Source organism: Peribacillus cavernae, assembly GCF_003989135.1.
Classification (GTDB): Bacteria; Bacillota; Bacilli; order Bacillales; family DSM-1321; genus Peribacillus; species Peribacillus cavernae.
Genome location: NZ_RYZZ01000010.1, coordinates 43,628 through 66,089 on the forward strand (window position 1 = coordinate 43,628; position 22,462 = coordinate 66,089).

At 44.7% G+C, this 22,462-nt stretch carries 25 protein-coding genes; 24 read left to right on the forward strand and 1 reads right to left on the reverse strand.

Annotation, left to right across the window (positions count from 1 at the left end; genetic code table 11):
* Positions 1–37: 37 nt before the first annotated feature.
* From aroC to ELQ35_RS10165, 15 genes are all read left to right on the forward strand, one after another.
* On the forward strand, positions 38–1,210 hold the full coding sequence (gene aroC / locus ELQ35_RS10095; RefSeq protein WP_126864721.1) for a chorismate synthase: 1,173 nt from the start codon (positions 38–40) through the stop codon (positions 1,208–1,210).
* Positions 1,211–1,216: 6 nt separating this feature from the next.
* Positions 1,217–2,305, forward strand: a complete 1,089-nt coding sequence (gene aroB / locus ELQ35_RS10100) for a 3-dehydroquinate synthase (RefSeq protein ID WP_126864722.1) — start codon at positions 1,217–1,219, stop codon at positions 2,303–2,305.
* Between the two features lie 27 nt (positions 2,306–2,332).
* Positions 2,333–2,701, forward strand: a complete 369-nt coding sequence (gene aroH, locus ELQ35_RS10105) for a chorismate mutase (RefSeq protein WP_126864723.1) — start codon at positions 2,333–2,335, stop codon at positions 2,699–2,701.
* A 122-nt stretch (positions 2,702–2,823) separates the two neighbouring features.
* Entirely contained in the window at positions 2,824–3,918 is a 1,095-nt protein-coding gene (gene hisC / locus ELQ35_RS10110; protein ID WP_126864724.1) for a histidinol-phosphate transaminase, read from the forward strand.
* Between the two features lie 43 nt (positions 3,919–3,961).
* Positions 3,962–5,068: a prephenate dehydrogenase gene (locus ELQ35_RS10115; RefSeq protein WP_126864725.1), complete on the forward strand. Its 1,107-nt coding sequence runs from the start codon at positions 3,962–3,964 to the stop codon at positions 5,066–5,068.
* A gap of 34 nt (positions 5,069–5,102) precedes the next feature.
* On the forward strand, positions 5,103–6,392 hold the full coding sequence (gene aroA, locus ELQ35_RS10120; RefSeq protein WP_126864726.1) for a 3-phosphoshikimate 1-carboxyvinyltransferase: 1,290 nt from the start codon (positions 5,103–5,105) through the stop codon (positions 6,390–6,392).
* A gap of 438 nt (positions 6,393–6,830) precedes the next feature.
* Positions 6,831–8,087 (forward strand): tetratricopeptide repeat protein, encoded by a 1,257-nt coding sequence (locus tag ELQ35_RS10125; protein ID WP_126864727.1) that lies wholly within the window; start codon positions 6,831–6,833, stop codon positions 8,085–8,087.
* A gap of 55 nt (positions 8,088–8,142) precedes the next feature.
* Positions 8,143–8,694 (forward strand): ReoY family proteolytic degradation factor, encoded by a 552-nt coding sequence (locus ELQ35_RS10130; RefSeq protein WP_126864808.1) that lies wholly within the window; start codon positions 8,143–8,145, stop codon positions 8,692–8,694.
* 177 nt (positions 8,695–8,871) lie between these two features.
* The gene (locus ELQ35_RS10135) at positions 8,872–9,327 is read left to right on the forward strand and encodes a YpiF family protein (protein WP_126864728.1); all 456 of its coding nucleotides are present in this window, start codon (positions 8,872–8,874) and stop codon (positions 9,325–9,327) included.
* A 171-nt stretch (positions 9,328–9,498) separates the two neighbouring features.
* Positions 9,499–10,005, forward strand: a complete 507-nt coding sequence (locus tag ELQ35_RS10140) for a QcrA and Rieske domain-containing protein (RefSeq protein ID WP_126864729.1) — start codon at positions 9,499–9,501, stop codon at positions 10,003–10,005.
* A gap of 3 nt (positions 10,006–10,008) precedes the next feature.
* The gene (gene qcrB, locus ELQ35_RS10145) at positions 10,009–10,683 is read left to right on the forward strand and encodes a menaquinol-cytochrome c reductase cytochrome b subunit (protein WP_126864730.1); all 675 of its coding nucleotides are present in this window, start codon (positions 10,009–10,011) and stop codon (positions 10,681–10,683) included.
* A gap of 57 nt (positions 10,684–10,740) precedes the next feature.
* Positions 10,741–11,514 carry a menaquinol-cytochrome c reductase cytochrome b/c subunit gene (locus ELQ35_RS10150; RefSeq protein WP_126864731.1) on the forward strand — a complete coding sequence of 258 codons (774 nt, stop codon included), beginning with the start codon at positions 10,741–10,743 and terminating at the stop codon, positions 11,512–11,514.
* Between the two features lie 292 nt (positions 11,515–11,806).
* On the forward strand, positions 11,807–12,403 hold the full coding sequence (lhaT, locus tag ELQ35_RS10155; protein WP_126864732.1) for a lipoprotein heptaprenylglyceryl N-acetyltransferase LhaT: 597 nt from the start codon (positions 11,807–11,809) through the stop codon (positions 12,401–12,403).
* Positions 12,404–12,474: 71 nt separating this feature from the next.
* Positions 12,475–13,260, forward strand: a complete 786-nt coding sequence (ypjB, locus tag ELQ35_RS10160; protein WP_126864733.1) for a sporulation protein YpjB — start codon at positions 12,475–12,477, stop codon at positions 13,258–13,260.
* Between the two features lie 57 nt (positions 13,261–13,317).
* Positions 13,318–13,995, forward strand: a complete 678-nt coding sequence (locus ELQ35_RS10165; protein ID WP_126864734.1) for a zinc metallopeptidase — start codon at positions 13,318–13,320, stop codon at positions 13,993–13,995.
* 114 nt (positions 13,996–14,109) lie between these two features.
* Here ELQ35_RS10165 and ELQ35_RS10170 read toward each other — a convergent pair whose 3' ends face one another.
* A complete protein-coding gene (locus tag ELQ35_RS10170; RefSeq protein WP_126864735.1) occupies positions 14,110–14,982 on the reverse strand; it encodes a YitT family protein in 873 nt (290 codons plus the stop codon).
* Between the two features lie 214 nt (positions 14,983–15,196).
* Between ELQ35_RS10170 and ELQ35_RS10175 the strand changes: the two genes are divergently transcribed.
* The 9 genes from ELQ35_RS10175 to panD all read left to right on the forward strand — a co-directional run bounded on the left by ELQ35_RS10175 (position 15,197) and on the right by panD (position 22,369).
* Entirely contained in the window at positions 15,197–15,562 is a 366-nt protein-coding gene (locus tag ELQ35_RS10175) for a nucleotide pyrophosphohydrolase (RefSeq protein WP_126864736.1), read from the forward strand.
* A complete protein-coding gene (gene dapB / locus ELQ35_RS10180; protein ID WP_126864737.1) occupies positions 15,549–16,349 on the forward strand; it encodes a 4-hydroxy-tetrahydrodipicolinate reductase in 801 nt (266 codons plus the stop codon). The genes ELQ35_RS10175 and dapB overlap by 14 nt, the downstream gene beginning before the upstream one ends.
* Positions 16,350–16,361: 12 nt before the next feature.
* On the forward strand, positions 16,362–16,781 hold the full coding sequence (locus ELQ35_RS10185; RefSeq protein WP_126864738.1) for a methylglyoxal synthase: 420 nt from the start codon (positions 16,362–16,364) through the stop codon (positions 16,779–16,781).
* A gap of 28 nt (positions 16,782–16,809) precedes the next feature.
* Positions 16,810–17,952 (forward strand): N-acetyl-alpha-D-glucosaminyl L-malate synthase BshA, encoded by a 1,143-nt coding sequence (gene bshA, locus ELQ35_RS10190; RefSeq protein WP_126864739.1) that lies wholly within the window; start codon positions 16,810–16,812, stop codon positions 17,950–17,952.
* A gap of 15 nt (positions 17,953–17,967) precedes the next feature.
* On the forward strand, positions 17,968–19,164 hold the full coding sequence (locus tag ELQ35_RS10195; RefSeq protein ID WP_126864740.1) for a CCA tRNA nucleotidyltransferase: 1,197 nt from the start codon (positions 17,968–17,970) through the stop codon (positions 19,162–19,164).
* Positions 19,149–20,129 carry a biotin--[acetyl-CoA-carboxylase] ligase gene (locus ELQ35_RS10200; protein WP_126864741.1) on the forward strand — a complete coding sequence of 327 codons (981 nt, stop codon included), beginning with the start codon at positions 19,149–19,151 and terminating at the stop codon, positions 20,127–20,129. Before ELQ35_RS10195 ends, ELQ35_RS10200 begins: the two co-directional genes overlap by 16 nt.
* A 145-nt stretch (positions 20,130–20,274) precedes the next feature.
* Positions 20,275–21,111: a 3-methyl-2-oxobutanoate hydroxymethyltransferase gene (gene panB, locus ELQ35_RS10205; protein WP_126864742.1), complete on the forward strand. Its 837-nt coding sequence runs from the start codon at positions 20,275–20,277 to the stop codon at positions 21,109–21,111.
* Positions 21,108–21,956 (forward strand): pantoate--beta-alanine ligase, encoded by an 849-nt coding sequence (gene panC / locus ELQ35_RS10210; RefSeq protein WP_126864743.1) that lies wholly within the window; start codon positions 21,108–21,110, stop codon positions 21,954–21,956. Before panB ends, panC begins: the two co-directional genes overlap by 4 nt.
* Before the next feature lie 29 nt (positions 21,957–21,985).
* The gene (gene panD / locus ELQ35_RS10215; protein WP_126864744.1) at positions 21,986–22,369 is read left to right on the forward strand and encodes an aspartate 1-decarboxylase; all 384 of its coding nucleotides are present in this window, start codon (positions 21,986–21,988) and stop codon (positions 22,367–22,369) included.
* Positions 22,370–22,462: the final 93 nt, after the last annotated feature.

Sequence of the window (22,462 nt, forward strand, 5' to 3'; positions counted from 1 at the left end):
CATAAATCCTTGAAAGAGATAAAAGGGGGAAGCGGAAATGAGATATTTAACGGCTGGGGAATCCCACGGTCCACAGTTAACCACAATCATTGAGGGTTTGCCTGCTGGCATGCCAATCACACAGGAAGATATCAACGAAGAACTGGCACGCCGCCAGAAGGGACATGGCCGCGGCAGAAGAATGCAAATTGAAAAGGACCAGGCGTTTATCGCATCAGGAATCAGGCACGGTTCTACACTTGGTTCACCGGTTGCTCTTGTGGTTGAAAACAAGGATTGGACGCATTGGACGAAAATAATGGGCAGTGAGCCCCTAGACGAAACAGAAACGGAAGAGGTTAAACGGAAAATTACCAGGCCAAGGCCGGGACATGCCGACTTAAACGGCGGAATTAAATATGGCCACCGTGATTTGCGAAATGTCCTCGAGCGTTCTTCGGCGAGGGAAACCACGGTACGAGTCGCCGCCGGAGCCGTTGCCAAAAAACTATTGTCGCTTCTTGGAATTGAAGTGGCTTCACATGTTATTGAAATCGGTGGAATTAAGGCGAATCCGCAAGGGTATTCGTCCATTCGTGAGCTTCAGGAACGAACGGAAGCTTCACCCGTCCGCTGCTTCGATTCTAGTATTGAACAAAAAATGATGGACGCAATCGACGAGGCTAAGAAGAACGGTGATTCGATTGGTGGAATCGTTGAAGTAATTGTCGAGGGAATGCCTGTAGGGGTCGGGAGTTATGTTCACTATGACCGGAAGCTGGATGCGAAGCTTGCGGCTGCCATTGTCAGCATCAATGCTTTCAAAGGCGTTGAAATTGGAATCGGCTTTGAAGCGGCCCATCTTCCCGGCAGTGAGGTTCATGATGAAATCCTTTGGAATCAGGAAGAAGGCTACTACCGGAAAACGAATCGCCTTGGCGGTTTGGAAGGCGGCATGACTACCGGAATGCCGATTATTGTCCGCGGCGTCATGAAGCCGATCCCGACATTGTACAAACCGCTGCAAAGTGTGGACATTGATACGAAAGAAACGTTTACCGCAAGCATCGAGCGTTCCGACAGCTGTGCAGTACCTGCCGCCGCAGTGGTCGCTGAAGCGGTGGTAGCCTGGGAGCTTGCCCGTGCTCTTGTCGATCAATTCCCGTCTGACCGTTTTGATAAACTGGCTGAGGCGATAGAGATCCATAAGAAAGAGGCAAAGGAGTTTTAATCGGCTATGGAAACCATCGAAATTAAAACACCATCCAAATCGTATCCCGTTTTTATCGGCCGGAATACCGTCAGATCACTGACTGATTTTATCATCGGCCACTATCGCCTGACCGGGAAGATCATGATTATTACAGATGAAAAAGTCGCTGGCCTTCATTTGCATACCGTAAAGGAAAGCCTGTCTCAGACCAATATCCCGATCTGTGAATACATAGTCCCAGAAGGAGAGCATGCGAAAAGCTTTGACGTGTTTTATCAGTGCCAAAGCTTTGCGCTCTCGGAGAATTTAAACAGGAAATCGGTGATTATTGCGCTAGGCGGCGGTGCGGTCGGGGATGTGGCGGGCTTTGTTGCGGCTACTTTCATGAGAGGGATCCCCTTTCTCCAAATCCCGACAACGCTGCTTGCCCACGACAGTGCAGTTGGCGGGAAGGTCGCGATCAACCATCCGCAAGGAAAGAATATGATTGGCGTTTTCTATCAGCCGGAAGCAGTATTTTTTGATCTAGACTTCTTAAGGACATTGCCTCCAAAGGAATGGCGTTCCGGGTTTGCGGAGGTAGTTAAGGAAGCCCTTATCCAGGATAGCGATTTTTACAATTGGCTGCTGTCCTCGATAGGTAATCTGAATGATCTGACCGAAGAAAAACTCATGCATATGATTAAAAGAGGAATCGAAATCAAAGCAGCGATTGTTGCCGAAGATGAAAAAGAAACAGGGGTAAGGGCTTATTTAAACCTTGGCCACACGCTCGGCCATGCAATTGAAGGATTACTGGGCTATGGCAGCATCTCTCACGGCGAAGCGGTCATGACCGGGACGATCTTCGCCTTGCATTTAAGCCAAAGAAGGCTTGGCCTCGATTTTGATATGCAACGCTTTATAAGCTGGATACATACATTGGGCTATGAAACAACGATTGATCGGGACGATAAGAAATCAGAGTTGCTGTCTTTTATGAAACGAGATAAAAAGAATGTCAGCAATATAATCACATTTGTACTGCTTCAAAAGGTTGGCCATCCTCAAATGGAAGATATTCCTGACAGTGAGATTCTGGATAGCCTTTCGCTTATGTACAGCGGGAAGTGAACGTCGTAAAATCGAAGGGGGAGCAATATGATTAGAGGAATCAGGGGTGCAACGACTGTCGAAAAAAATGATGAACGCGCTATAATTGATGCAACAGAAAAACTGTTGTCTGTGATGATTGCTGAAAATGAGATAGACCCGGATAAAGTTGCTTCTGTTTTTATTTCTGTTACGGACGACCTTAGTTCCGCCTTCCCAGCTAAGGCTCTTCGTAAATTTGAAGGATGGATGTATGTGCCTGTCATGTGCATGAAGGAAATTCCTGTACCAAGTTCGCTGAAATTCTGTATTCGCATTATGCTTCATCTCAATACAGACACAGCACAGCAGGATATCCAACACGCTTATCTGGAAAAAGCGATTGCTTTGCGTCCTGATCTACAAAATCATTCATAAGCAGCTGTTGAAAAATCTGAAAACTAAAGATAAATCTATCGCTAAAACATGGAAATGTGCTATACTAGCTATATACTCTGCCGCTTTAAAGCGTTGAATCTACCTAACTGAGGTGAATGTTAATGAAATGGAAAGACGCCGTACTTTCGTTAAAGCCTTACCAGCCCGGAAAATCGATTCAGGAAGTGCAAAAACAATACGGTCTTGAAAGCATCACGAAACTTGCTTCAAATGAAAATCCTTCTGGCTGTTCCGAAACTGTTAAAGAGGTGATAAGCAGTTTCAATGAATCGTATGCCATCTATCCAGATGGATACGCAACGATGCTGAGGCAGGCTGTCTCTAGTTATTTAGGAGTGAAGGAAACAGAACTCATTTTTGGAAATGGCACTGACGAGATTATCCAGGTTATCTCCCGCAGCCTTCTCACTTCCAACTGGAATACCGTAATGGCAACCCCGAGCTTTTCACAATACCGCCACAACGCCGTCATTGAAGGCGCTGAAATCAGGGAAGTGGAACTTGTGGGCGGAGCGCATAATTTACCGCGGATGCTTGAAGAAATCGATGAAAATACCGCCGTCGTCTGGCTGTGCACGCCTAACAATCCGACAGGCGTTTATATTACAGAAGCAGAATTGATAAGCTTTTTAAAAGAAGTCCCTAAAGATGTGCTTGTCGTGATTGATGAAGCCTATTTTGAATATGTTGACGCAGCAGATTATCCTGATAGCACCAAACTTATCGAAACGTATAAAAATATTATTGTGTTAAGGACTTTTTCCAAGATATACGGCCTCGCAAGCTTACGTGTTGGATACGGTGTGGCAAACGAAGAAATCATCCAGAAGCTTGAACCGGCCCGCGCACCATTTAATACGAATACATTGGCGCAGCTTGCTGCGATGACGGCAATCAGTGACCAGGAATTTATTGCAGAATGCAAGCTGGAAAATCGGAAAGGACTTCAACAATATTACCGTTTTTGTGAAGAAGAAGGACTTTCTTATTATCCATCACAAGGAAATTTCATTTTGATTGATTTTCAGGCAGATGGTGACGAGGTGTTTCAATTTCTGCTTGAAAGAGGTTTTATTGTCCGTTCAGGACAGGCACTTGGCTTCCCAACTTCTGTCAGGGTAACGGTAGGCTCTGCTGAACAAAATAAGGGAATTATTGAAATCATGAAGGAATACCTTGCTTCAAAAAAATCATAATAGTACGCAAAATGTAATATTCCCTGTAGGTGGGGGTGAGTTCATGAGGGGAAACGTATTTATCATCGGTCTCGGCTTAATTGGCGGATCCGTTGCGCTTGCAATTAAACAGCATCATCGAGATGTGAGGATTATTGGCTATGATGTCAATCAAAAAAATGTTCAGTTAGCTAAAATGCTCGGAATCATTGATGAAGATTGCGACGTCCTGGAAGAGGCAGCTTCAAAAGCTGATCTAATAATCATTTCAGTTCCGGTCATTGAGACGGAGCGGATCATGCGCACCCTGTCATCCATGGATCTAAAGCAGGGTGTTATTATTACGGACGTCGGAAGCACCAAACAGGGAATTTCTGATACGGCTAAATGCCTCACCAACAAGGGAATCTGTTTCATTGGCGGACATCCAATGGCAGGATCCCATAAAAGCGGTCCAGGTGCAGCGAAAGCCCGTCTGTTTGAAAATGCTTTTTATTTATTGACGCCAAATGAAGAAACCGATATAGAAAAAATCGAGCAGCTTAAGTCATGGCTTGAGGGAACCCAGGCCAATTTCCTGGTTGTTACCCCGGAAGAACATGATAGGCTGACGGGCGTCATCAGCCATTTTCCGCACATTATAGCTGCCGGCCTCGTCCAACAGGCTAAAAATTACAACATAGAAAATAGCCTCGTCTCCCGCCTTGCAGCTGGCGGTTTTCGGGACATAACCAGAATAGCCTCCAGCAGTCCGGTCATGTGGCGCGATATCTCCATACAGAACAAAACGGTGCTTTTGGATCTGATGGATGATTGGCTCAAAGAAATGGAACGCGTAAAATCGGTATTAATACAGGATGACGCTGAATCCATTCTTGGTTTTTTTAAAAGTGCCAAAGAATTTCGTGATGAACTGCCGGTACATGCTAAAGGAGCGATTCCTGCTTTCTACGATTTATATATTGATGTGCCTGATTATCCGGGTATAATTTCCGAAATCACCGGTTATTTCGCCCAGGAAGGCATCAGCATCACGAATATCAGAATCCTCGAGACAAGGGAAGAAGAAATATACGGCGTACTCGTCGTCAGTTTTCAAACGGACTACGATAGAAGTAAAGCTGAAAAGTGCATCAAGCATCGCACAAATTATGGGACGTTCATTGCTTAGACGTTTTTATATTCATATCCAAAGGAATGATTATATGAAAAATGTTACATTGCAGACCAATATCACGTCGCTCAGAGGAACGGTTTCGATACCTGGAGACAAATCAATTTCTCACAGGTCGATTATGTTCGGGGCTCTTGCCGAGGGTGAAACGATAATCAGCAATTTTCTTGCCGGCGCCGATTGCCTGAGTACGATTGCTTGCTTTAGGAAGCTTGGGGTCGCAATCGAAGAAGATGGTCCATTGACCCGCGTTTTCGGAGGCGGCATGAATGGGCTCGTTCAACCGGAGCAACTGCTGGATGTCGGAAATTCTGGAACGACGATACGGTTAATGCTTGGCATTCTTGCTGGCAGGCCGTTCGAGGCAACCCTTGCCGGTGATAGTTCCATTGCCAAACGTCCAATGACAAGGGTGGTAAAGCCGTTAAGGCAAATGGGCGCCATTGTGGAGGGTAAAAATAATGGGGAATTCGCCCCGCTTACCATCCGCGGCGGAAAATTGCAGGGAATAACCTATGAGCTCCCCGTGGCGAGTGCCCAGATAAAGTCAGCGATTTTGCTTGCCGGCCTTCAGGCAGAAGGAGAAACTGCTGTCATTGAGCCAACCAGAACAAGAGACCATACGGAGAGAATGATCGTCCAATTCGGCGGCCGCGTTGAAAGAGACGGGAATACGATAAAGGTAAAAGGAAATCAATCCTTTAAAGCGGCCCATATTGATGTGCCGGGAGATATTTCTTCGGCTGCTTTTTTCATGGTTGCCGCCGCGATTACGAAAGATAGTGAAGTGAAGCTCGTCAATGTCGGGTTGAATCCTACGCGAACGGGGATCATCGATTGTCTTAAACAGATGGGTGCCAATATTGAAGTCGAACCGGTCAAGAGTGATGGAGAACCGGTTGGGAATATCATTGTTCGCTCATCAAGCTTAAAAGGAATCGAGATCTCTGGGGAACTTATCCCCCGCTTGATAGATGAACTGCCGATTATCGCCCTGCTTGCCACTCAGGCAGAAGGAGAAACAGTGATAAAAGATGCGGCAGAACTGAAAGTGAAAGAAACAAACCGCATTGATACGGTTGCGAAAGAGCTTTCGTCACTAGGCGCTGATATAACACCGACGGATGACGGCTTGATCATTAATGGAGGAGTTACCTTACATGGCGGCACGGTTTCAAGCCATGGAGACCATCGCATCGGCATGATGCTTGCGGTGGCGGGGCTGATTGCCCGCAGCGAGATGAATTTACTGGACGCTTCAGCAATAGAAGTATCCTATCCGCAATTTTTCGAACACCTTTCAGAGTTGATTCATTCTTGACCGGGGACGCTTCCTGGTCTTTTTTTTATCCTTTTTAGATATTGTTTAGTTTGTAAACTGTCGGAATTAAAAAATGATCTTTGTCACCAAAGAGGAGAATTGCATGTCAATGGAGAAATAAGCTATAACTTATTCGCGAAGGATTGCATTCATAAGCTATCCTAATGGAATTTCTGCGTTTGATTATGGTAAAGTTGTCACTGCCTAAAGATGTCTAGCGCAAGCAGCCTAGCCCCTCGAGGTCATAAGCCAATCATCTGATGGGGAGAAAACCGCTCCCCATACAGCTGCTCGTCTTATGCTTATCGGACTTGCGCAGGGATGCGCTGATGTCGATGTGCCACAGGACGTGGCGGATCTTAGTCGACGTTCCTTTTTACAAGGCGCTTGCGCTTTTCTAGAAATCAAACGATAAACGATAGCGGAAGGAAAAGGCCAATGAATATAGTAGAAAAGACGTTACAACTATTGAAAAAAGGGGAATTTGAAGAAGCGGGGATCCAGATTGCACGAATAAAAGCTTCCGAGTCTGCCGAAGACATGCTCCTGCTTGCGGACGAAATGCTGCAGCTTGGATTTATCGAAGAAGCAAAAGATTTGTATGAGCAGTTATTGAGACTGTTTCCCGAGGAAGGCGAACTGATGCTGTCGCTTGCTGAAATTTTGATTGACGGCGATCAGGAAGATGAAGCGCTTGTCTTGCTTGCTCGAATCAGCCCTGAGGATGAAATCTATCCAAGTGCGCTCCTCCTAGAAGCCGATTTATATCAAATGCAGGGCATGGATGAAGTAAGCGAGCAAAAGCTGTTGAAAGCAAGTAAACTGCTTCCTGAAGAGCGTTTGATCGATTTTGCTCTGGGAGAGCTGTATTATCAGCAGGGAAGAGACCAGGATGCACTTGCAAGCTATATGAAGGTGCTTGCCACTGAAACTGAAATCGGCGGAGCCAATTTGAATCAACGAGTGGCTGAGGCTTTGGGCGGCTTAGGCCGCTTTGAGGAAGCGCTCCCTTACTTTGAAAAGGCCTTGGATGCAAGGCTTGAAATCAACACGCTATTTGAATACGGCCTTACTGCCTATCAAGCCGGCTTATACGAGACCGCTGTTGAAAAATTTACGGAATTGAAAGGGCTTGACCCGGAATATAACTCCTTATATTTATATCTGGCAAGGGCTTATGAACACCTTGAAGATATAGACCGCTCGCTTGGAACCGTACAAGAGGGAATCAGGGTTGATGAATTTAACAAAGATCTGTATTTTTATGGCGGGAAGATAGCCCTGAAAAAAGGAGAGCCCCGTGAAGCGGAGCGAATGTTTAGGGAGGCACTTGCAATTGACCCGGGCTATTTAGAAGCCGCCTTGACATTATTAAAGTTGTTGATGCAGGAGGAACGTTATCAAGATACTCTTGAATGCATCGAAGAAGTTAAGAAATACGGCGAAGAGGATCCACAGTTTGATTGGTTCTCTGCTGTGAGCCATCAAAAATTAGAACAATATGAAGTGGCATTAAATGACTATCATAATGCATATAATTCATTTAAGAACAACCACGACTTTCTGGAAGATTACGGATTCTTCTTAATTGAAGAAGGAGACCGGCCTACAGCTAGAGAAATATTTAGTAAACTAGCCGCAGAAAACCCATCTAATGATGAATATGTGCTGATTTTGGAACGTCTGGCAGAATGAGAAGAATGTAGGAAGCCTTGAGTGGGACAAATGAAAACAGAGGAGGGAACTCATGGTGGCTGCTCCTGTATCTGTAAATGAAAAGAAAGATTTCATTCGTTGGTTTTTGAATCATTATCAATTAAAAAGAAGAGAATGTGTGTGGATTTTGAACTATCTAATGAGCCATGACCAATTAATGAAGAAGGTACATTTTGTGGAACATGCGCAATATTGCCCCAGGGGACTTGTGATGTCAACGCACTGTGTTGACGAAGCCCCATTCAGATTTTACAAATCTAACATCATGACGACAGATGCAGAAAAGTCCTTCCACGATATCAGGCTGAATCGCGAGGAGGAAATCTATATCCAATTGAATTTCAAATCTGCATATTCTATCTATCAATATGCAGCTGTGCTGGAGGACAATCCTTTTATGCAAAAAAGCAGCACATCTAATGAAAAAGACAAAATTCTTGCCGAACAGTTTTTAGAGAAAACGATTCTCACGTTCCAACGCGAAAAAATATTGCTGCAGATCGATGAAGCTTTAGACCGCCATGATGAAACAGCTTTCCTTCAACTATCAGACCAGTTAAACAAAATAGAGAAACAAACTAGGTAAATCAAGACAAAATACTTAAAGCCTCCCGTAAGGGCAGGTTTTTTTATTTTGTCTTGGTCAAAAAAAATGACAGTTTCAATAGTAAAATCGCGTGGAATTGGTAAAGATACTATATAAAGAAGAAAAATGCTAAAATAATATGGGAGTTGATACATAAGTTTGAGGAGGTTTTAATCTTTGAGATGGACACCAAAAGATATTGATACCTTTGATAAGGCAAGGGAGTATATCGATACCGTACTCGTGCCGCTTGTACCCGTTGCATTTGAGAATGGAATGAAACAATCGGCATCGATGTATGATTTTATCACGTTGCTTACTGCTGCTATCGAACATCAATTTAAAGGCCGAATTATGCTGATGCCTTCACTTGCTTACTTGTCAAGCGTTGACATCGACAAAAGAATGGAACTGGTTAACGATTGGAAAAATGAAATAGGCAGCTTTCAAAACATTTATTTCATCACATCTGACAGTGAGTGGAAAGCCAGGGAGCCTGAGTTTGCGGGCACGTTAATCTGGATGCCTTCTATCCCCCTCGAACATTTTGGGGAAGAACAGGTACGGACCATGGTGGGTGACCAGGCACGCCAGGTATTTGACTTGTTCAAAAGAAAATGGAATGAGGCATAAATGGCCTTTTTTGAAATTTTCGAAATTTAGACACATTATTGCATCTTTAAAATTTAACAGAATGTTGACCTTGCCGAATTATTGATATATCATTGTAATGTCCTAGTTTTATAGTGTTACTATCAATTGGTCCGCTTGGACTGAAGCTTCTGATAGAGGGGGGGAAAATGCATGAGCAAACATAATGTTTCAAGACGTCAATTCCTTAGTTACACACTTACTGGAGTAGGTGGGTTCATGGCAGCCGGTATGTTAATGCCAATGGTTAGATTTGCTGTTGACCCTGTACTGAAGGCGGATGCAGGCGGGGATTTTATCGCTACTAATCAAAAAGTGTCCGATTTGACAACTGAACCAAAGCGTGTCGACTTTACGTATGAGCAAACAGACGCCTGGTACAAGTCCGAAGAAACCAAAGTCGCCTGGGTTTATAAAGATGATAATGGCAAAATAGTCGCTTTATCACCGGTATGCAAGCACTTGGGCTGTACGGTTGACTGGAATACGGACAAGTCCAATCCAAATCAGTTTTTCTGTCCTTGCCACTATGGCAGATATACAAAAGACGGGGTAAACGTTCCGGGAACACCGCCGGTAGCACCACTGGACGTTTATGATTATAATGAAAAGGACGGAATGCTTTATTTAGGCCAAGTAAAACCGCATAAGGGGGCGTAATAATTGTTAAACAAGATTTATGACTGGGTTGATGAGCGGTTAGATATTACGCCGTTATGGCGGGATATTGCTGACCATGAGGTTCCAGAACACGTAAACCCGGCGCATCACTTCTCAGCGTTTGTTTACTGCTTTGGCGGATTGACATTTTTCATCACAGTAATCCAAATCCTTTCAGGTATGTTCCTGACTATGTACTACGTACCTGATATTAAAAATGCTTGGCAATCTGTATTCTATTTGCAAAATGAAGTAGCTTTCGGACAAATCATCCGCGGTATGCACCACTGGGGAGCGAGCCTGGTTATCGTTATGATGTTTTTACATACACTTCGCGTATTCTTCCAGGGAGCTTATAAAAAACCGCGTGAACTTAACTGGATTGTTGGAGTGCTCATTTTCTTCATCGTCCTTGGTTTAGGTTTCACAGGCTATTTGCTGCCTTGGGATATGAAAGCGCTCTTTGCGACTAAAGTAGGTTTGCAGATCGCTGAGTCCGTTCCATTCATCGGTACGGCAATTAAAACATTGCTTGCCGGGGATCCGACCATTGTCGGGGCGCAAACACTTACCCGTTTCTTTGCAATACACGTATTCTTCCTGCCTGGGGCACTTATGGGCTTATTGGCGGCTCACTTCCTGATGATCCGCAAACAGGGTATTTCCGGCCCATTGTAAAAGAGAAATCGAATCTAGATTATTAATAACCTTTTCATAAAGGAGGGGAATTGTTCAATGCAGCGTGGAAAAGGTATGAAGTTCGTTGGCGACTCACGTATTAAAACGGCTGAGCATCGTAAACCGAATATTCCGAAGGATTATTCGGAATATCCAGGTAAAACGGAAGCGTTTTGGCCTAACTTCCTGTTAAAGGAATGGATGGTTGGGGCAGTTTTCCTTGTTGGTTATTTATGCTTAACAGTTGCCCACCCTTCTCCGTTAGAGAGAATCGCGGATCCGACTGATACTGCATATATCCCATTGCCTGACTGGTATTTCTTATTTCTTTATCAATTATTGAAATATACCTATGCTTCCGGCCCTTATAATGTTATTGGAGCACTTGTCATTCCCGGACTAGCATTCGGGGCGCTGATGCTTGCGCCGTTTATCGACCGCGGCCCGCACCGCCGTCCTGCAAAACGTCCGTTTGCAGTAGGGTTCATGCTGCTTGCAATTGCGGCTATCTTTTTCCTTACCTGGGAATCAGCTTCTACCCATGACTGGGAAGCAGCCAAGAAGCAAGGGGAAATCGTTGCGGAAAGCTCAGTTGACAAAGAAAGTGAAGGCTATAAAGTATTCAATGCCAGCGGCTGCATCAGCTGTCATGGCGCTGAACTAACCGGTGGTGCCTCGGCGCCTACATTGCTGGATACCGGCCTTACGCCTGAAGAAGTTGCGAAAATTGCTAAGGAAGGCCAAGGCGCGATGCCAGCCGGTATGTTCAAAGGTTCAGATGAGGATTTAGAAAAGCTGGCTGAATTCATCTCAAATGCAAAATCAGAATAACACAAGAAAAGCGCAAGCGTCTGGTAAAAAGGAACGTCGGCTAAGAGCCGCCACATCCTTATGTCTTCGCCGGCACTAGCACGTCCTGTGCGTCGGGGCTAGGCGCTGGAGCCAGACACCAATTCTCGTTGAAAAAGATATACTATATTAACATTAATAAACTGGCGGAACTTCTTCGTCAGTTTTTTTTCGACATAATTAGAGAATAAATTTGGATTCCCTGGACAATAAAGGTAGAATGGAAGTAAAGCATGTCAGACCAGTTGATTGAAGCATAGAAAGAGGGAAGGGTATGAATATCCTTTATGTGTTTTTTGCTAATAGAAATGTAATCGCTTTGCTTTTCGTCATCAATATTTTAGGGACTATTTACGGGTATTATTGGTATGGCTATCAATTACAGGAAACACCTGCAATCTTTTTGCCGTTTGTTCCTGATAGCCCTACGGCCAGTTTGTTTTTTGCATTTGTCCTGCTCGCTTTTTTATTGAAAACAAATTGGGGATTGATCGAGGCACTGGCGATTGTTACGCTTTTTAAATACGGGATCTGGGCTGTTGTCATGAATCTCTTAACCCTTTATACGACGGGGTATTTACCGTGGGAAGGCTATATGCTGATAGCATCACATTTCGCGATGGCGATTCAGGGAATTCTTTATTCACCGTTCTACCGCATGAAAGCATGGCACCTGATTGCAGCAGCAATATGGACGATACATAATGATATTATCGATTATGTATTTAACATGATGCCCAGGTACAGCGACCTCATGCTTTATATGGACCGAATTGGCTATTTTACTTTTTGGTTAAGCATACTATCTATCTTCATTGGTTATTATTTTGGCTTTCGCAAACACCGATACACCCTATCGCTAGAAAAATAATTGCCTAACTCTGGTCTACTCTTAAATCGTCTCTCATATTGTTTAGTAGAGAAATAAGGAGGGACAAGGGTATGGCAAAAAAAATTCTGTTGCTGTTATGCGTTGTATTTGCAGTTTCTTTTTCTAATGTTCAAGCAGAGTCCCCCTCTAATTTACTTCAATTAGATGAAATCTCTGATGAGGCATTGCAGCTGACAAAGCTGAAAAGATATGAAGATACAGAAAAAATGCTGTCTTATTTCTCGGATCAGTTTTTAAAAGCCACTGCCAAAGAACAGATTTTCAGTATGGATGAACTTCGTATCATTACAGTGGCCCATAATCAAGCATTACAGGCTGTGAAAAATAATCAAGCATCCTCGGCAGAAAAAGTAAATTCAGTGACTAAATTCCGGCTTGTTATTGATGCGATTAACTCCACACATCAACCGTTGTGGACTGCCATGGAAGATCAGTTGATGGTAACGTTCAGTCAGACTAAAGCTGCGGTTAAGAAGCAGGACCCCGAGGAATTTCATGTACAGCTAAATACGCTGCTATCTCAATATGACATGATCTATCCAAGCTTAAAGGTTGATCTTGCACCGGATAGGATCCAAAAGCTGGATGAACGCCTGCAGTTTATCAATCAGAATAGCACCCAGGTTTTTTCAGAAAAAGGGAGCCAGAAAGAGTTGGACGCATTGCAGCAGGATTTTAAATCAATTTTTGACGAGATGAATGAAGACGAGGCAGATCCATCTCTTTGGTGGGTGATTATCTCGACAGGAAGCATCATTATTTTGACATTATCCTACGTTGGTTGGAGAAAATATAAAGGCGGTAAGGAAAAATCAATCAAAGAGCGAAATGATTGACAGTACCCTTCTCGAAACATACAATTAAAGTACGTTAGAAATAATCAGGAGGAAGATATGTATTTCATCTATTTGGCGATCATCATTCTCGTTCCGATATTTGCACAGATGAAGGTAAGAAGTGCCTATAAGAAATACTCGAAGGTGCCGTCTTCTTCCAGGATGGCAGGGGCCCAGGTGGCAAGGCAAATCCTGGACCAGAACGGATTGTATGATGTCACAGTCGAAGAAACGGGAGGCGTCTTGAGCGATCACTACGATCCCCGTTCGAAAACAGTCAGGTTGTCATCCGACAACTTCCACGGCCATTCAGTCGCCGGTACAGCCGTTGCGGCGCATGAAGTTGGCCATGCGATCCAAGACCAGCAGGATTACTCCTTTCTTCGTATCCGCCATGCCCTTGTGCCGGTAGCGAACATCGGATCAAACTTATCCTGGGTCCTGATTTTGATTGGTATCTTTGCCCAAATTTCCGGACTTCTGCTTGTCGGCATCGCTTTCATGGCCGCAGCCGTCGTGTTTCAAATCGTTACATTGCCTGTTGAATTCAACGCTTCATCAAGGGCGATGGATCAAGTCGTTTCCTTAGGAGTCATCAGAAATGATGAAGAAAGGGAAACGAAAAAGGTTCTGAATGCCGCAGCCTTGACTTATGTCGCTGCCGCAGCTGTCGCCGTTCTTGAATTGGTACGATTGATCATGATTTATACGGGAATGAGCCGCAACGAAGAATGACATATAAAAAGATGTAAAAATTCAAAAACTTGTACTTCTTTTCTTTAAATAAAACAACTTCGGTGCAGATGCTGAAGTTGTTTTTTTGTCTATTTATTAAAAGGTACTTCGCTTTTAGCGATCAATCGGATTTTTGTTTTCATCCAATGTGAACCCTTCTCCGAGAACATCATGGACGATGCTGACGGAGACGAAGGCATGGGGATCAACAGAGGTGATCGCGTTCTTAAGCCGGACAATTTCGTTTTTGCCGACGACACAATACAGCACTTCCCTGTCTGTCTTGGTAAATGAACCATAGCCCCTTAAGACAGTAACGCCCCGGTCCATATCCTTCATGATCTTAGCGGCAATTTCCGTGTTTTTGTCGGATATTATCATCGCACCCCTGGCCGAATAGGCACCTTCCTGCATGAAATCAATCACTCTTGCACCGATAAAGACGGCCACAAGTGTGTACATCGCTTCGCGGTAATCAAGATAGGTGATGATGGAAAGCGTAATGACCAGCGCATCGAATAAAAACATCGTTCTTCCCATGCTCCAGCCAGTATAACGGAAAGCAAGCCTGGCGATAATATCGGAACCCCCGGTGGTGCCTCCGTATCTAAAGATGATTCCAAGACCGATACCGACGAAGATGCCGGCAAACAGTGCGGCAAGCATTAAATCGTCGCCAAGCGGCATATCAAATTGGAATCGTTCAAATATCCACAGCCATACTGATAAGCTGACAGTACCGATTATCGTATAGAGAAAAGCTGTCTTCCCAAGATGTCTCCAGCCAAGAAAAAAAAGCGGGATATTTAAGATCAGGTTTGAATAAGAAGGATTAATTCCGACTAATTGATAGATAATCAATGTCAGCCCGGTGAAGCCGCCTTCTGCAAGATTATTTTGTATATTGAAATGGATCAGCCCAAAGCCGAGTATCCCTGAACCAAACAGGATGAAAAATATATTTTTAAACTTTAAGCCAGTAAACATCTAATTCAATACCTCCAGAGTATAACTTTTTTAATTTGTACCGGTGTCTAGCTCCAGCAGTCCGTTTTTCTGAACCTCAGGTGACCATAATTATAAAGGAATAAACATCCAGTAGCAATGCAGGCGAGAATGGCGCAAATGTTGTCAGAAACGAAAGTTTTCGCTACCATTAGAAAGAATAAGGTAACAGGCAGCAGTGAAAAGGGTGATATAATTGGAGAACAAAAAAACGTTGGCTGAGCTCCAGGCTGAAGTGGACGAATACATAAGCCAGTTTAAGGAAGGATACTTCAGTCCGCTTGCGATGCTTGCCAGGCTTTCTGAAGAGTTAGGGGAGCTTGCCCGTGAGGTGAACCATTTTTACGGCGAGAAGCCAAAAAAATCGATAGAAAAGGAAAACACTGTTGAAGCAGAACTTGCCGATATGCTTTTTGTGATTGTTTGTTTTGCAAACTCATTAGACATTGATTTACAGACGGCACATGATGCAGTCATGAATAAATTTAATACCCGCGACAAAGACAGATGGACAAGAATCGGAAAAGAAACAGAGAGGGTGGATGACAGTGGAGAAAACTAAGATTATCGTTGCTGGACCAAGGGGAAGAATGGGCAGGGAAGCGGTCAAGCTTGTCCACGAAACAAATGGGTTTGAACTAGCAGCAGTCCTGGATCACTTGCATGACGGGATGAACCTAAAGGATATCGAAGGATTTCAAGGGATCAATGCACCGGTATATTCGGATGTCGAACAATGTTTCTCAGGCGTAACAGCAGATGTGCTGATTGACCTGACGACACCTGAAGTCGGCATGCTGCATGCTGAAACGGCATTGACCCATGGGATTCGCCCTGTAGTTGGAACAACGGGATTCTCGAATCAGGACTTGGACAGATTGGCCAGGCTTACCAAAGAAACCGGGTTGGGCTGCATCATCGCTCCTAACTTCGCAGTCGGCGCCATTTTGATGATGAAGTTTTCGCAAATGGCAGCCAAATTTTTCCCTGATGTTGAAATTATTGAACTGCACCATGATCAAAAACTGGATGCGCCATCAGGAACAGCTGTAAAAACAGCGGAAATGATCAAGAGCAGCAGGCAGACAAAAGAACAGGGGCATCCGGCCGAGAAAGAAACGATAAATGGGGCACGCGGCGCCAATATTGACGGCATGCACATCCACAGCGTAAGGCTTCCAGGGTTAATCGCGCACCAGCAGGTACTGTTCGGAGCGGATGGGCAAATGCTTTCACTGCGCCACGATTCCTTTAACCGGGCATCGTTCATGTCCGGTGTGAAACTGGCCGTTGAAACGGTAATGAAGCAGGGTGGCCTCGTATATGGCTTAGAAAATATCATCGAATAGGAGACGGTCTGGATGAAGATAGCCTTAATCGCCCACGATAAGAAAAAAGAGGATTTAATCAGGTTTGTGACAGCGTACAAAGATATTTTCGAACGGCACGAATTATTTGCGACCGGGACGACGGGAATGCTCATTTCCCAGGAAGTATCTTTGCCTGTACATAGATTCAAATCAGGCCCGCTTGGGGGAGACCAGGAAATTGGTGCGATGATTGCAAGAAATGAAATGGATATGGTCATTTTCTTTCGGGACCCGCTTACGCCGCAGCCGCATGAACCGGATGTTACTGCCTTGATCAGGCTGGCTGATGTTTATGCCGTACCGCTTGCGACAAACATGGGAACAGCAGAGGTATTGATCCTCGGATTGAAGAATGGTTATATGGCATGGAGAGACATCGAACATGAACAAGGCGGGACTGATGGAGAATAAGGTTCAGCTGATTTATTAGGAGAATGATATGAAACTCAAAATTGGGATTACTTGTTATCCGACTGTCGGAGGTTCAGGAGTAGTTGCTACCGAACTCGGCAAACTGCTTGCTGAAAAAGGCCATGAAATTCACTTCATTTCTTCAAGCCTGCCTTTTCGGTTAAACAAGATGTATCATAATATTTATTACCATCAGGTAGAAGTCAATTCGTATTCTGTCTTTCAATACCCTCCCTATGATCTTGCGCTGGCAAGTAAAATGGCGGAAGTGATCAAAAGAGAAAAGCTTGATGTCCTGCACGTCCATTATGCAATCCCGCATGCTGTATGTGCGATATTGGCAAAGCAAATGGCGGATACGGATGTGAAGATAGTCACTACCCTTCATGGAACAGATATAACGGTTTTAGGCTATGACCCGTCCTTGAATGATTTAATAAAATTTGGAATCGAAAAGTCGGACGTGGTTACGGCTGTTTCCGATGCCCTCGTCAGCCAAACGATGGAATTGATAGCACCTGACAAGGATATTTTGACGGTCTATAACTTCATTGATGAACGCATCTATCAAAAAACGGATTCACATCAATTGCGAAGGCAATATGGAATTAGTGATTCGGAAAAGGTTTGCATCCATGTCTCTAATTTCCGCGCTGTTAAGCGAGTGAAGGACGTAGTGCATGCTTTTGATATAACGCGGAAAAGGGTTCCAGCAAAATTACTTCTTGTCGGTGATGGGCCTGAAATGACAATCGTTAGCAAGCTGGTTAAAGAACTTGGCCTGGAAGAACATGTCCTGTTCCTTGGTAAACAGGATAATCTGGAGGAACTATATTCCATTAGTGACCTGATCCTGCTGTTATCCGAAAAAGAAAGCTTTGGCCTTGTTTTGCTTGAAGCAATGGCCTGCGGGGTGCCTTGTATCGGCACAAACGTCGGCGGGATTCCGGAAGTCATCGAGGATGGGAAAACAGGCTACATTTGCGGGCTCGGAGATATAGAAACTATAGCTGAAAAAGCTGTCGCACTGCTGTCCGATGCCGAACTGCATAAACAGTTTTCTGAAGCGGCCTATCAAAAAGTGCAATCTGATTTCCGCTCTGATATTATCACAGCAAAATATGAATCGATATACGGTAAACTGGTGTCTCCAAAATTACCTGATCGATAAAGGAGTATCTTCTCCATGAACAAGACATTTCTAAAAGCTGTACCTATCCTTGAAAAAATCGAAGAAGCGGGCTTTGAGGCCTATTTTGTTGGCGGCTCTGTACGCGACTATCTTTTGCATAAAGAAATCAATGATGTTGATATTGCCTCATCTGCGACCCCGCTCGAAATTAAATCAATCTTTCGGAAAACCGTGGATGTTGGCATTGAACATGGGACTGTGTTGGTGTTAGTAAATGGTGAAGGCTATGAGATTACGACCTTCAGGACGGAGAGCGGTTATTCGGATTTCCGCCGTCCGGATACTGTCGAATTCGTCCGTTCCCTCGAAGATGATTTAAAGCGAAGAGATTTTACGATGAATGCGATAGCGATGGATAAACAGTGCCGTTTAATTGATCCGTTCCATGGAAAAAAAGCGATTCTTGAAAAACGGATCGTGACTGTCGGCGAACCGGGTGAAAGGTTTCGCGAAGATGCACTCCGGATGATGCGGGCGCTCCGTTTTGTCAGCCAGCTCTCGTTTGAACTGGACGCACAAGCGTTCGAATCGTTGCGTAAAAATAGCTGCCTTTTAGAAAATATTGCAGTGGAACGTATTTATACGGAGTTTGAGAAACTGCTGATGGGCAAAAGCAAGCAAAAAGCGCTCAAATTGTTGACTGCAAGCGGACTGTATACATATTTACCAGGACTTGCAAGTCAAAAAGAGGCCCTTGAAAGATTTCAATCCCTGCCGCTGGAGAAGCTTACGGACCCTGTTGTATTGTGGACCTTGTTACTGACGGAGTGTTATGTCGATAATATAGAAACTTTTTTACGAAAGTGGAAAATACCTGTAAAACAAATAAGGGAAATTCAAAGATTATTGATCCATATCGATAACAGCAGCGATTTCACAAAGGATCGAATGGCCCTTTTTAACGCAGGTGTCGAGGAGGCAGTGAAGGCTGCCAGGATAATCGCGATTCTTGGCAATGAGGACGGGCGTAAAGCAGAGAGTAGCGTATATCAGGCTTTTCAGGAGCTGCCTATTCAATCGATGATTGAATTAGCGGTTAATGGCAATGACCTGATAAGCTGGTTCGACCGGCGTCCAGGCCCCTGGGTAAAGGAAGAATTAATGGGTATCCTCGAAGCTGTTCTTAACGGGGAGGTACGAAATCGAAAAGAAGCGGTAAAGGAGTGGCTTAAGCATTGCAAACGGATGTAAGAAGTAAATTGATTGAAGCATTCTCAAAAGCAGACGGGAAATTTATTTCAGGCCAGGAAATCGCAGAATATATCGGCTGTTCCCGGACTGCGGTATGGAAGCATATTGAAGACTTGCGCAGTGAGGGATATGTATTGGAAGCGGTTAGGAAAAAGGGGTACCAGATTGTCAGCAAGCCTGAAAAGGTGACGGCTAATGAAATCAAGCTCGGTCTACAGACGAAAATTTTCGGGAAATCCGTCCATTATGAGGAGTCGGTTGAGTCCACTCAAAAAATCGCCCACCGGTTAGCTGGAGATGGTGCTTCGGAGGGGACTCTTGTCGTCGCTGAAGAGCAGACGTTTGGTAAGGGCAGGCTTTCCAGAAGCTGGCACTCGCCAAAACATACCGGGGTCTGGATGAGCTTAATACTAAGGCCTAATATTCCCTTTCACCAGGCGCCACAGTTGACGTTGCTTACTGCCGTGGCTGTCGTCCAGGGCATCGAAGAAGCAACGGATTTGATGCCAGGCATTAAATGGCCCAATGATATCCTCATTAACCAAAAGAAAGTCACCGGAATCCTGACTGAGCTTCAGGCTGAAGCCGATCGGATTCATTCAGTAATTATTGGCATCGGGATCAACGTAAATCAAAAAAACGATGATTTTCCTGAAGATCTGCGGCAAAAAGCATCTTCCCTTTTTATTGAGTCCGGCCAGCCCGTTTCAAGGGCAAGGCTGATTCAGCATATACTGGCCAAAATGGAACAACTCTATCAGCTCTATCTCGACAAAGGCTTCACACCGATAAAAATCTTATGGGAGAGCTATGCCGTCAGTTTAGGAAAAGAAATCAAAGCATCCACATTGACGGAAACGCTTTATGGCAAAGCACTCGGGATAACGGATGAAGGTGTGCTGCTTCTTGAAGATAACGCCGGACAAATTCATACAATCTATTCCGCAGATATAGAAATCCCTTAGTATAGTAAAGTAATAGCAATTTTGAAAAGAAATTGGTATAATTCCTTTGGGCAGTATCTTAGGTGAACTGCACCTGGTAAGAAAATAATAAAACAAATTTCTGCCTTGATCCAGGATGCTGGACGGGGACGGAGGGATGAAACTAATGAAACGATCTGGACAATTTATGAAAATGAAACAAAACAACGAAAAGATTGTTATGCTGACAGCCTACGATTTTCCGACCGCCAAGTTAGCAGAACAGGCCGACGTGGACATGATCCTTGTCGGAGACTCCTTAGGAATGGTTGTGCTCGGATATGAGTCAACGATCCCGGTGACAGTTGACGACATGATCCACCATACAAAAGCCGTTAAAAGAGGTGCGAGGGATACCTTTGTTGTCACGGATATGCCTTTTATGAGTTATCACCTTTCGCTGGACGAGACTTTAAAAAATGCTGCACGCATTTTTCAGGAAGGCCAGGCGGATGCGGTCAAGGTTGAAGGGGCGGAAGATGTGATCGGAAAAATCGCTGCCCTGACAAACGCCGGCGTTCCGGTAGTGGGCCATCTCGGGTTAACTCCGCAGTCTGTCGGCGTGCTTGGCGGATATAAAGTACAGGGGAAAGATGCAGACGCAGCACAAAAGCTGCTCGAGGATGCAAAGAAGTGCGAGGAAGCGGGAGCGATCGCTTTAGTGCTTGAGTGTGTGCCGCATCAGGTTTCTGAAATGATTACCAAAGCGCTGGACATTCCCACCATCGGGATTGGTGCTGGCGCGGAGTCGGACGGACAGGTGCTTGTTTTCCATGACGTCATCAATTACGGTGTGGACCGTGTCCCTAAATTCGTGAAGACATACGGAGATGCGAACGGGCTGATTACAGCCGCGCTATCCCAATATGTCAAAGAGGTTAAAGCAAATGAATTCCCTGAAGAGAAACATACCTTTTCAATGAATGAAGGAGAAGTGGCTGCCTTATACGGAGGCAAATCATGAAAATAATTACCGTAGCACGTGACATGCAGCGAACGATCCGCGCGGAAAAGAGAGCCGGGAAATCTGTTGGCTTCGTCCCTACGATGGGTTACCTTCACGAGGGACATCGAAGACTTTTGACAAATGCCAGGAGAGAAAATGATCTTGTTGTTCTCAGCATCTTTGTCAATCCGACACAATTCGGGCCGAACGAAGATTTTGAAACGTATCCGCGCGATATGAACAGAGATGAAAAAATCGCAGAAGAAGCAGGTGTCGATTTTATCTTTTTCCCGGCGGTGCAAGAAATGTATCATGACGAACCATCCGTAAACGTCACCGTCCAAAACCGTACCGCTGTTTTATGCGGCAGAAAAAGGCCAGGGCACTTTGACGGGGTTGCCACCGTACTGACAAAACTCTTTCATATCATCCAGCCGGACAAGGCTTACTTTGGCATGAAAGATGCCCAGCAGATTGCCGTAATCGATGGATTGATCAAGGATTTCCATTTTGATATTGAACTGGTCCCGGTCCCGACTGTCCGCGAAGAAGATGGTCTTGCGAAGAGTTCGCGCAATGTGTATCTCCATCAGGAAGAGCGCAGGGAAGCGAAGGAATTATACCAAAGCCTTCAGCTTGCCAAACGGGCAATTGAAGACGGGGTTGCCAGCCCGGCACGTATTGCCGGTATGATAAGGGAGCATCTCGAAGCATCTACGAGCGGTGAAGTGGATTATATTGAGATCTATTCATATCCCGATTTGGAACCGCTTGAAAAGCTGAAGGGTAAAATCATTATCGCCCTGGCTGTGAAGTTTAAACAGGCAAGGTTGATTGATAATATCACGATGGCATTATCCTAGCATCTTAGAATGATTAAGGGGGAATCTGCATGTTTCGTACAATGATGAATGGGAAGATACACCGCGCACGTGTTACGGAGGCAAATTTGAACTATGTAGGAAGTGTTACCATCGATGAAGATCTTCTCGATGCTGTCGGTATGCTTCCCAATGAAAAAGTGGCGATTGTAAATAATAACAATGGGGCAAGATTGGAAACATATATCATCGCCGGGGAAAGAGGCAGCGGCGTGGTATGCCTGAATGGGGCAGCGGCAAGATTGGTTCAGCCGGATGATATCGTCATCATTATTTCATATGCGATTATTCCGGAAGAAAAGATCCATGATCATAAGCCGAAAGTGGCTATTATGGATGAAAATAATCGGATTGTTGATCTGATCGCCCATGAACCTGAAGCTACGATTATGTAATAAGAAAAGCGGAAGCGCCTTGTAAAAAGGAACATCGACTAAGATCCGCCACGTCCTGTGGCGAACGTCGACGTCAGCGCATCCTGCGCAAGT

Excerpts from the sequence above, each read along its gene's own strand:
- ELQ35_RS10165 (WP_126864734.1), top strand. The coding sequence starts at position 13,318 with ATGTATTTCATCTATTTGGCGATCATCATTCTCGTTCCGATATTTGCA.
- ELQ35_RS10170 (WP_126864735.1), bottom strand. The coding sequence starts at position 14,982 with ATGTTTACTGGCTTAAAGTTTAAAAATATATTTTTCATCCTGTTTGGT.
- ELQ35_RS10125 (WP_126864727.1), top strand. The coding sequence starts at position 6,831 with ATGAATATAGTAGAAAAGACGTTACAACTATTGAAAAAAGGGGAATTT.
- ELQ35_RS10115 (WP_126864725.1), top strand. The coding sequence starts at position 3,962 with ATGAGGGGAAACGTATTTATCATCGGTCTCGGCTTAATTGGCGGATCC.
- aroH (WP_126864723.1), top strand. The coding sequence starts at position 2,333 with ATGATTAGAGGAATCAGGGGTGCAACGACTGTCGAAAAAAATGATGAA.
- ELQ35_RS10140 (WP_126864729.1), top strand. The coding sequence starts at position 9,499 with ATGAGCAAACATAATGTTTCAAGACGTCAATTCCTTAGTTACACACTT.
- hisC (WP_126864724.1), top strand. The coding sequence starts at position 2,824 with ATGAAATGGAAAGACGCCGTACTTTCGTTAAAGCCTTACCAGCCCGGA.
- aroA (WP_126864726.1), top strand. The coding sequence starts at position 5,103 with ATGAAAAATGTTACATTGCAGACCAATATCACGTCGCTCAGAGGAACG.
- lhaT (WP_126864732.1), top strand. The coding sequence starts at position 11,807 with ATGAATATCCTTTATGTGTTTTTTGCTAATAGAAATGTAATCGCTTTG.
- bshA (WP_126864739.1), top strand. The coding sequence starts at position 16,810 with ATGAAACTCAAAATTGGGATTACTTGTTATCCGACTGTCGGAGGTTCA.
- panC (WP_126864743.1), top strand. The coding sequence starts at position 21,108 with ATGAAAATAATTACCGTAGCACGTGACATGCAGCGAACGATCCGCGCG.
- ELQ35_RS10195 (WP_126864740.1), top strand. The coding sequence starts at position 17,968 with ATGAACAAGACATTTCTAAAAGCTGTACCTATCCTTGAAAAAATCGAA.
- panD (WP_126864744.1), top strand. The coding sequence starts at position 21,986 with ATGTTTCGTACAATGATGAATGGGAAGATACACCGCGCACGTGTTACG.
- aroB (WP_126864722.1), top strand. The coding sequence starts at position 1,217 with ATGGAAACCATCGAAATTAAAACACCATCCAAATCGTATCCCGTTTTT.
- panB (WP_126864742.1), top strand. The coding sequence starts at position 20,275 with ATGAAACGATCTGGACAATTTATGAAAATGAAACAAAACAACGAAAAG.
- ypjB (WP_126864733.1), top strand. The coding sequence starts at position 12,475 with ATGGCAAAAAAAATTCTGTTGCTGTTATGCGTTGTATTTGCAGTTTCT.
- ELQ35_RS10185 (WP_126864738.1), top strand. The coding sequence starts at position 16,362 with ATGAAGATAGCCTTAATCGCCCACGATAAGAAAAAAGAGGATTTAATC.
- aroC (WP_126864721.1), top strand. The coding sequence starts at position 38 with ATGAGATATTTAACGGCTGGGGAATCCCACGGTCCACAGTTAACCACA.
- ELQ35_RS10150 (WP_126864731.1), top strand. The coding sequence starts at position 10,741 with ATGCAGCGTGGAAAAGGTATGAAGTTCGTTGGCGACTCACGTATTAAA.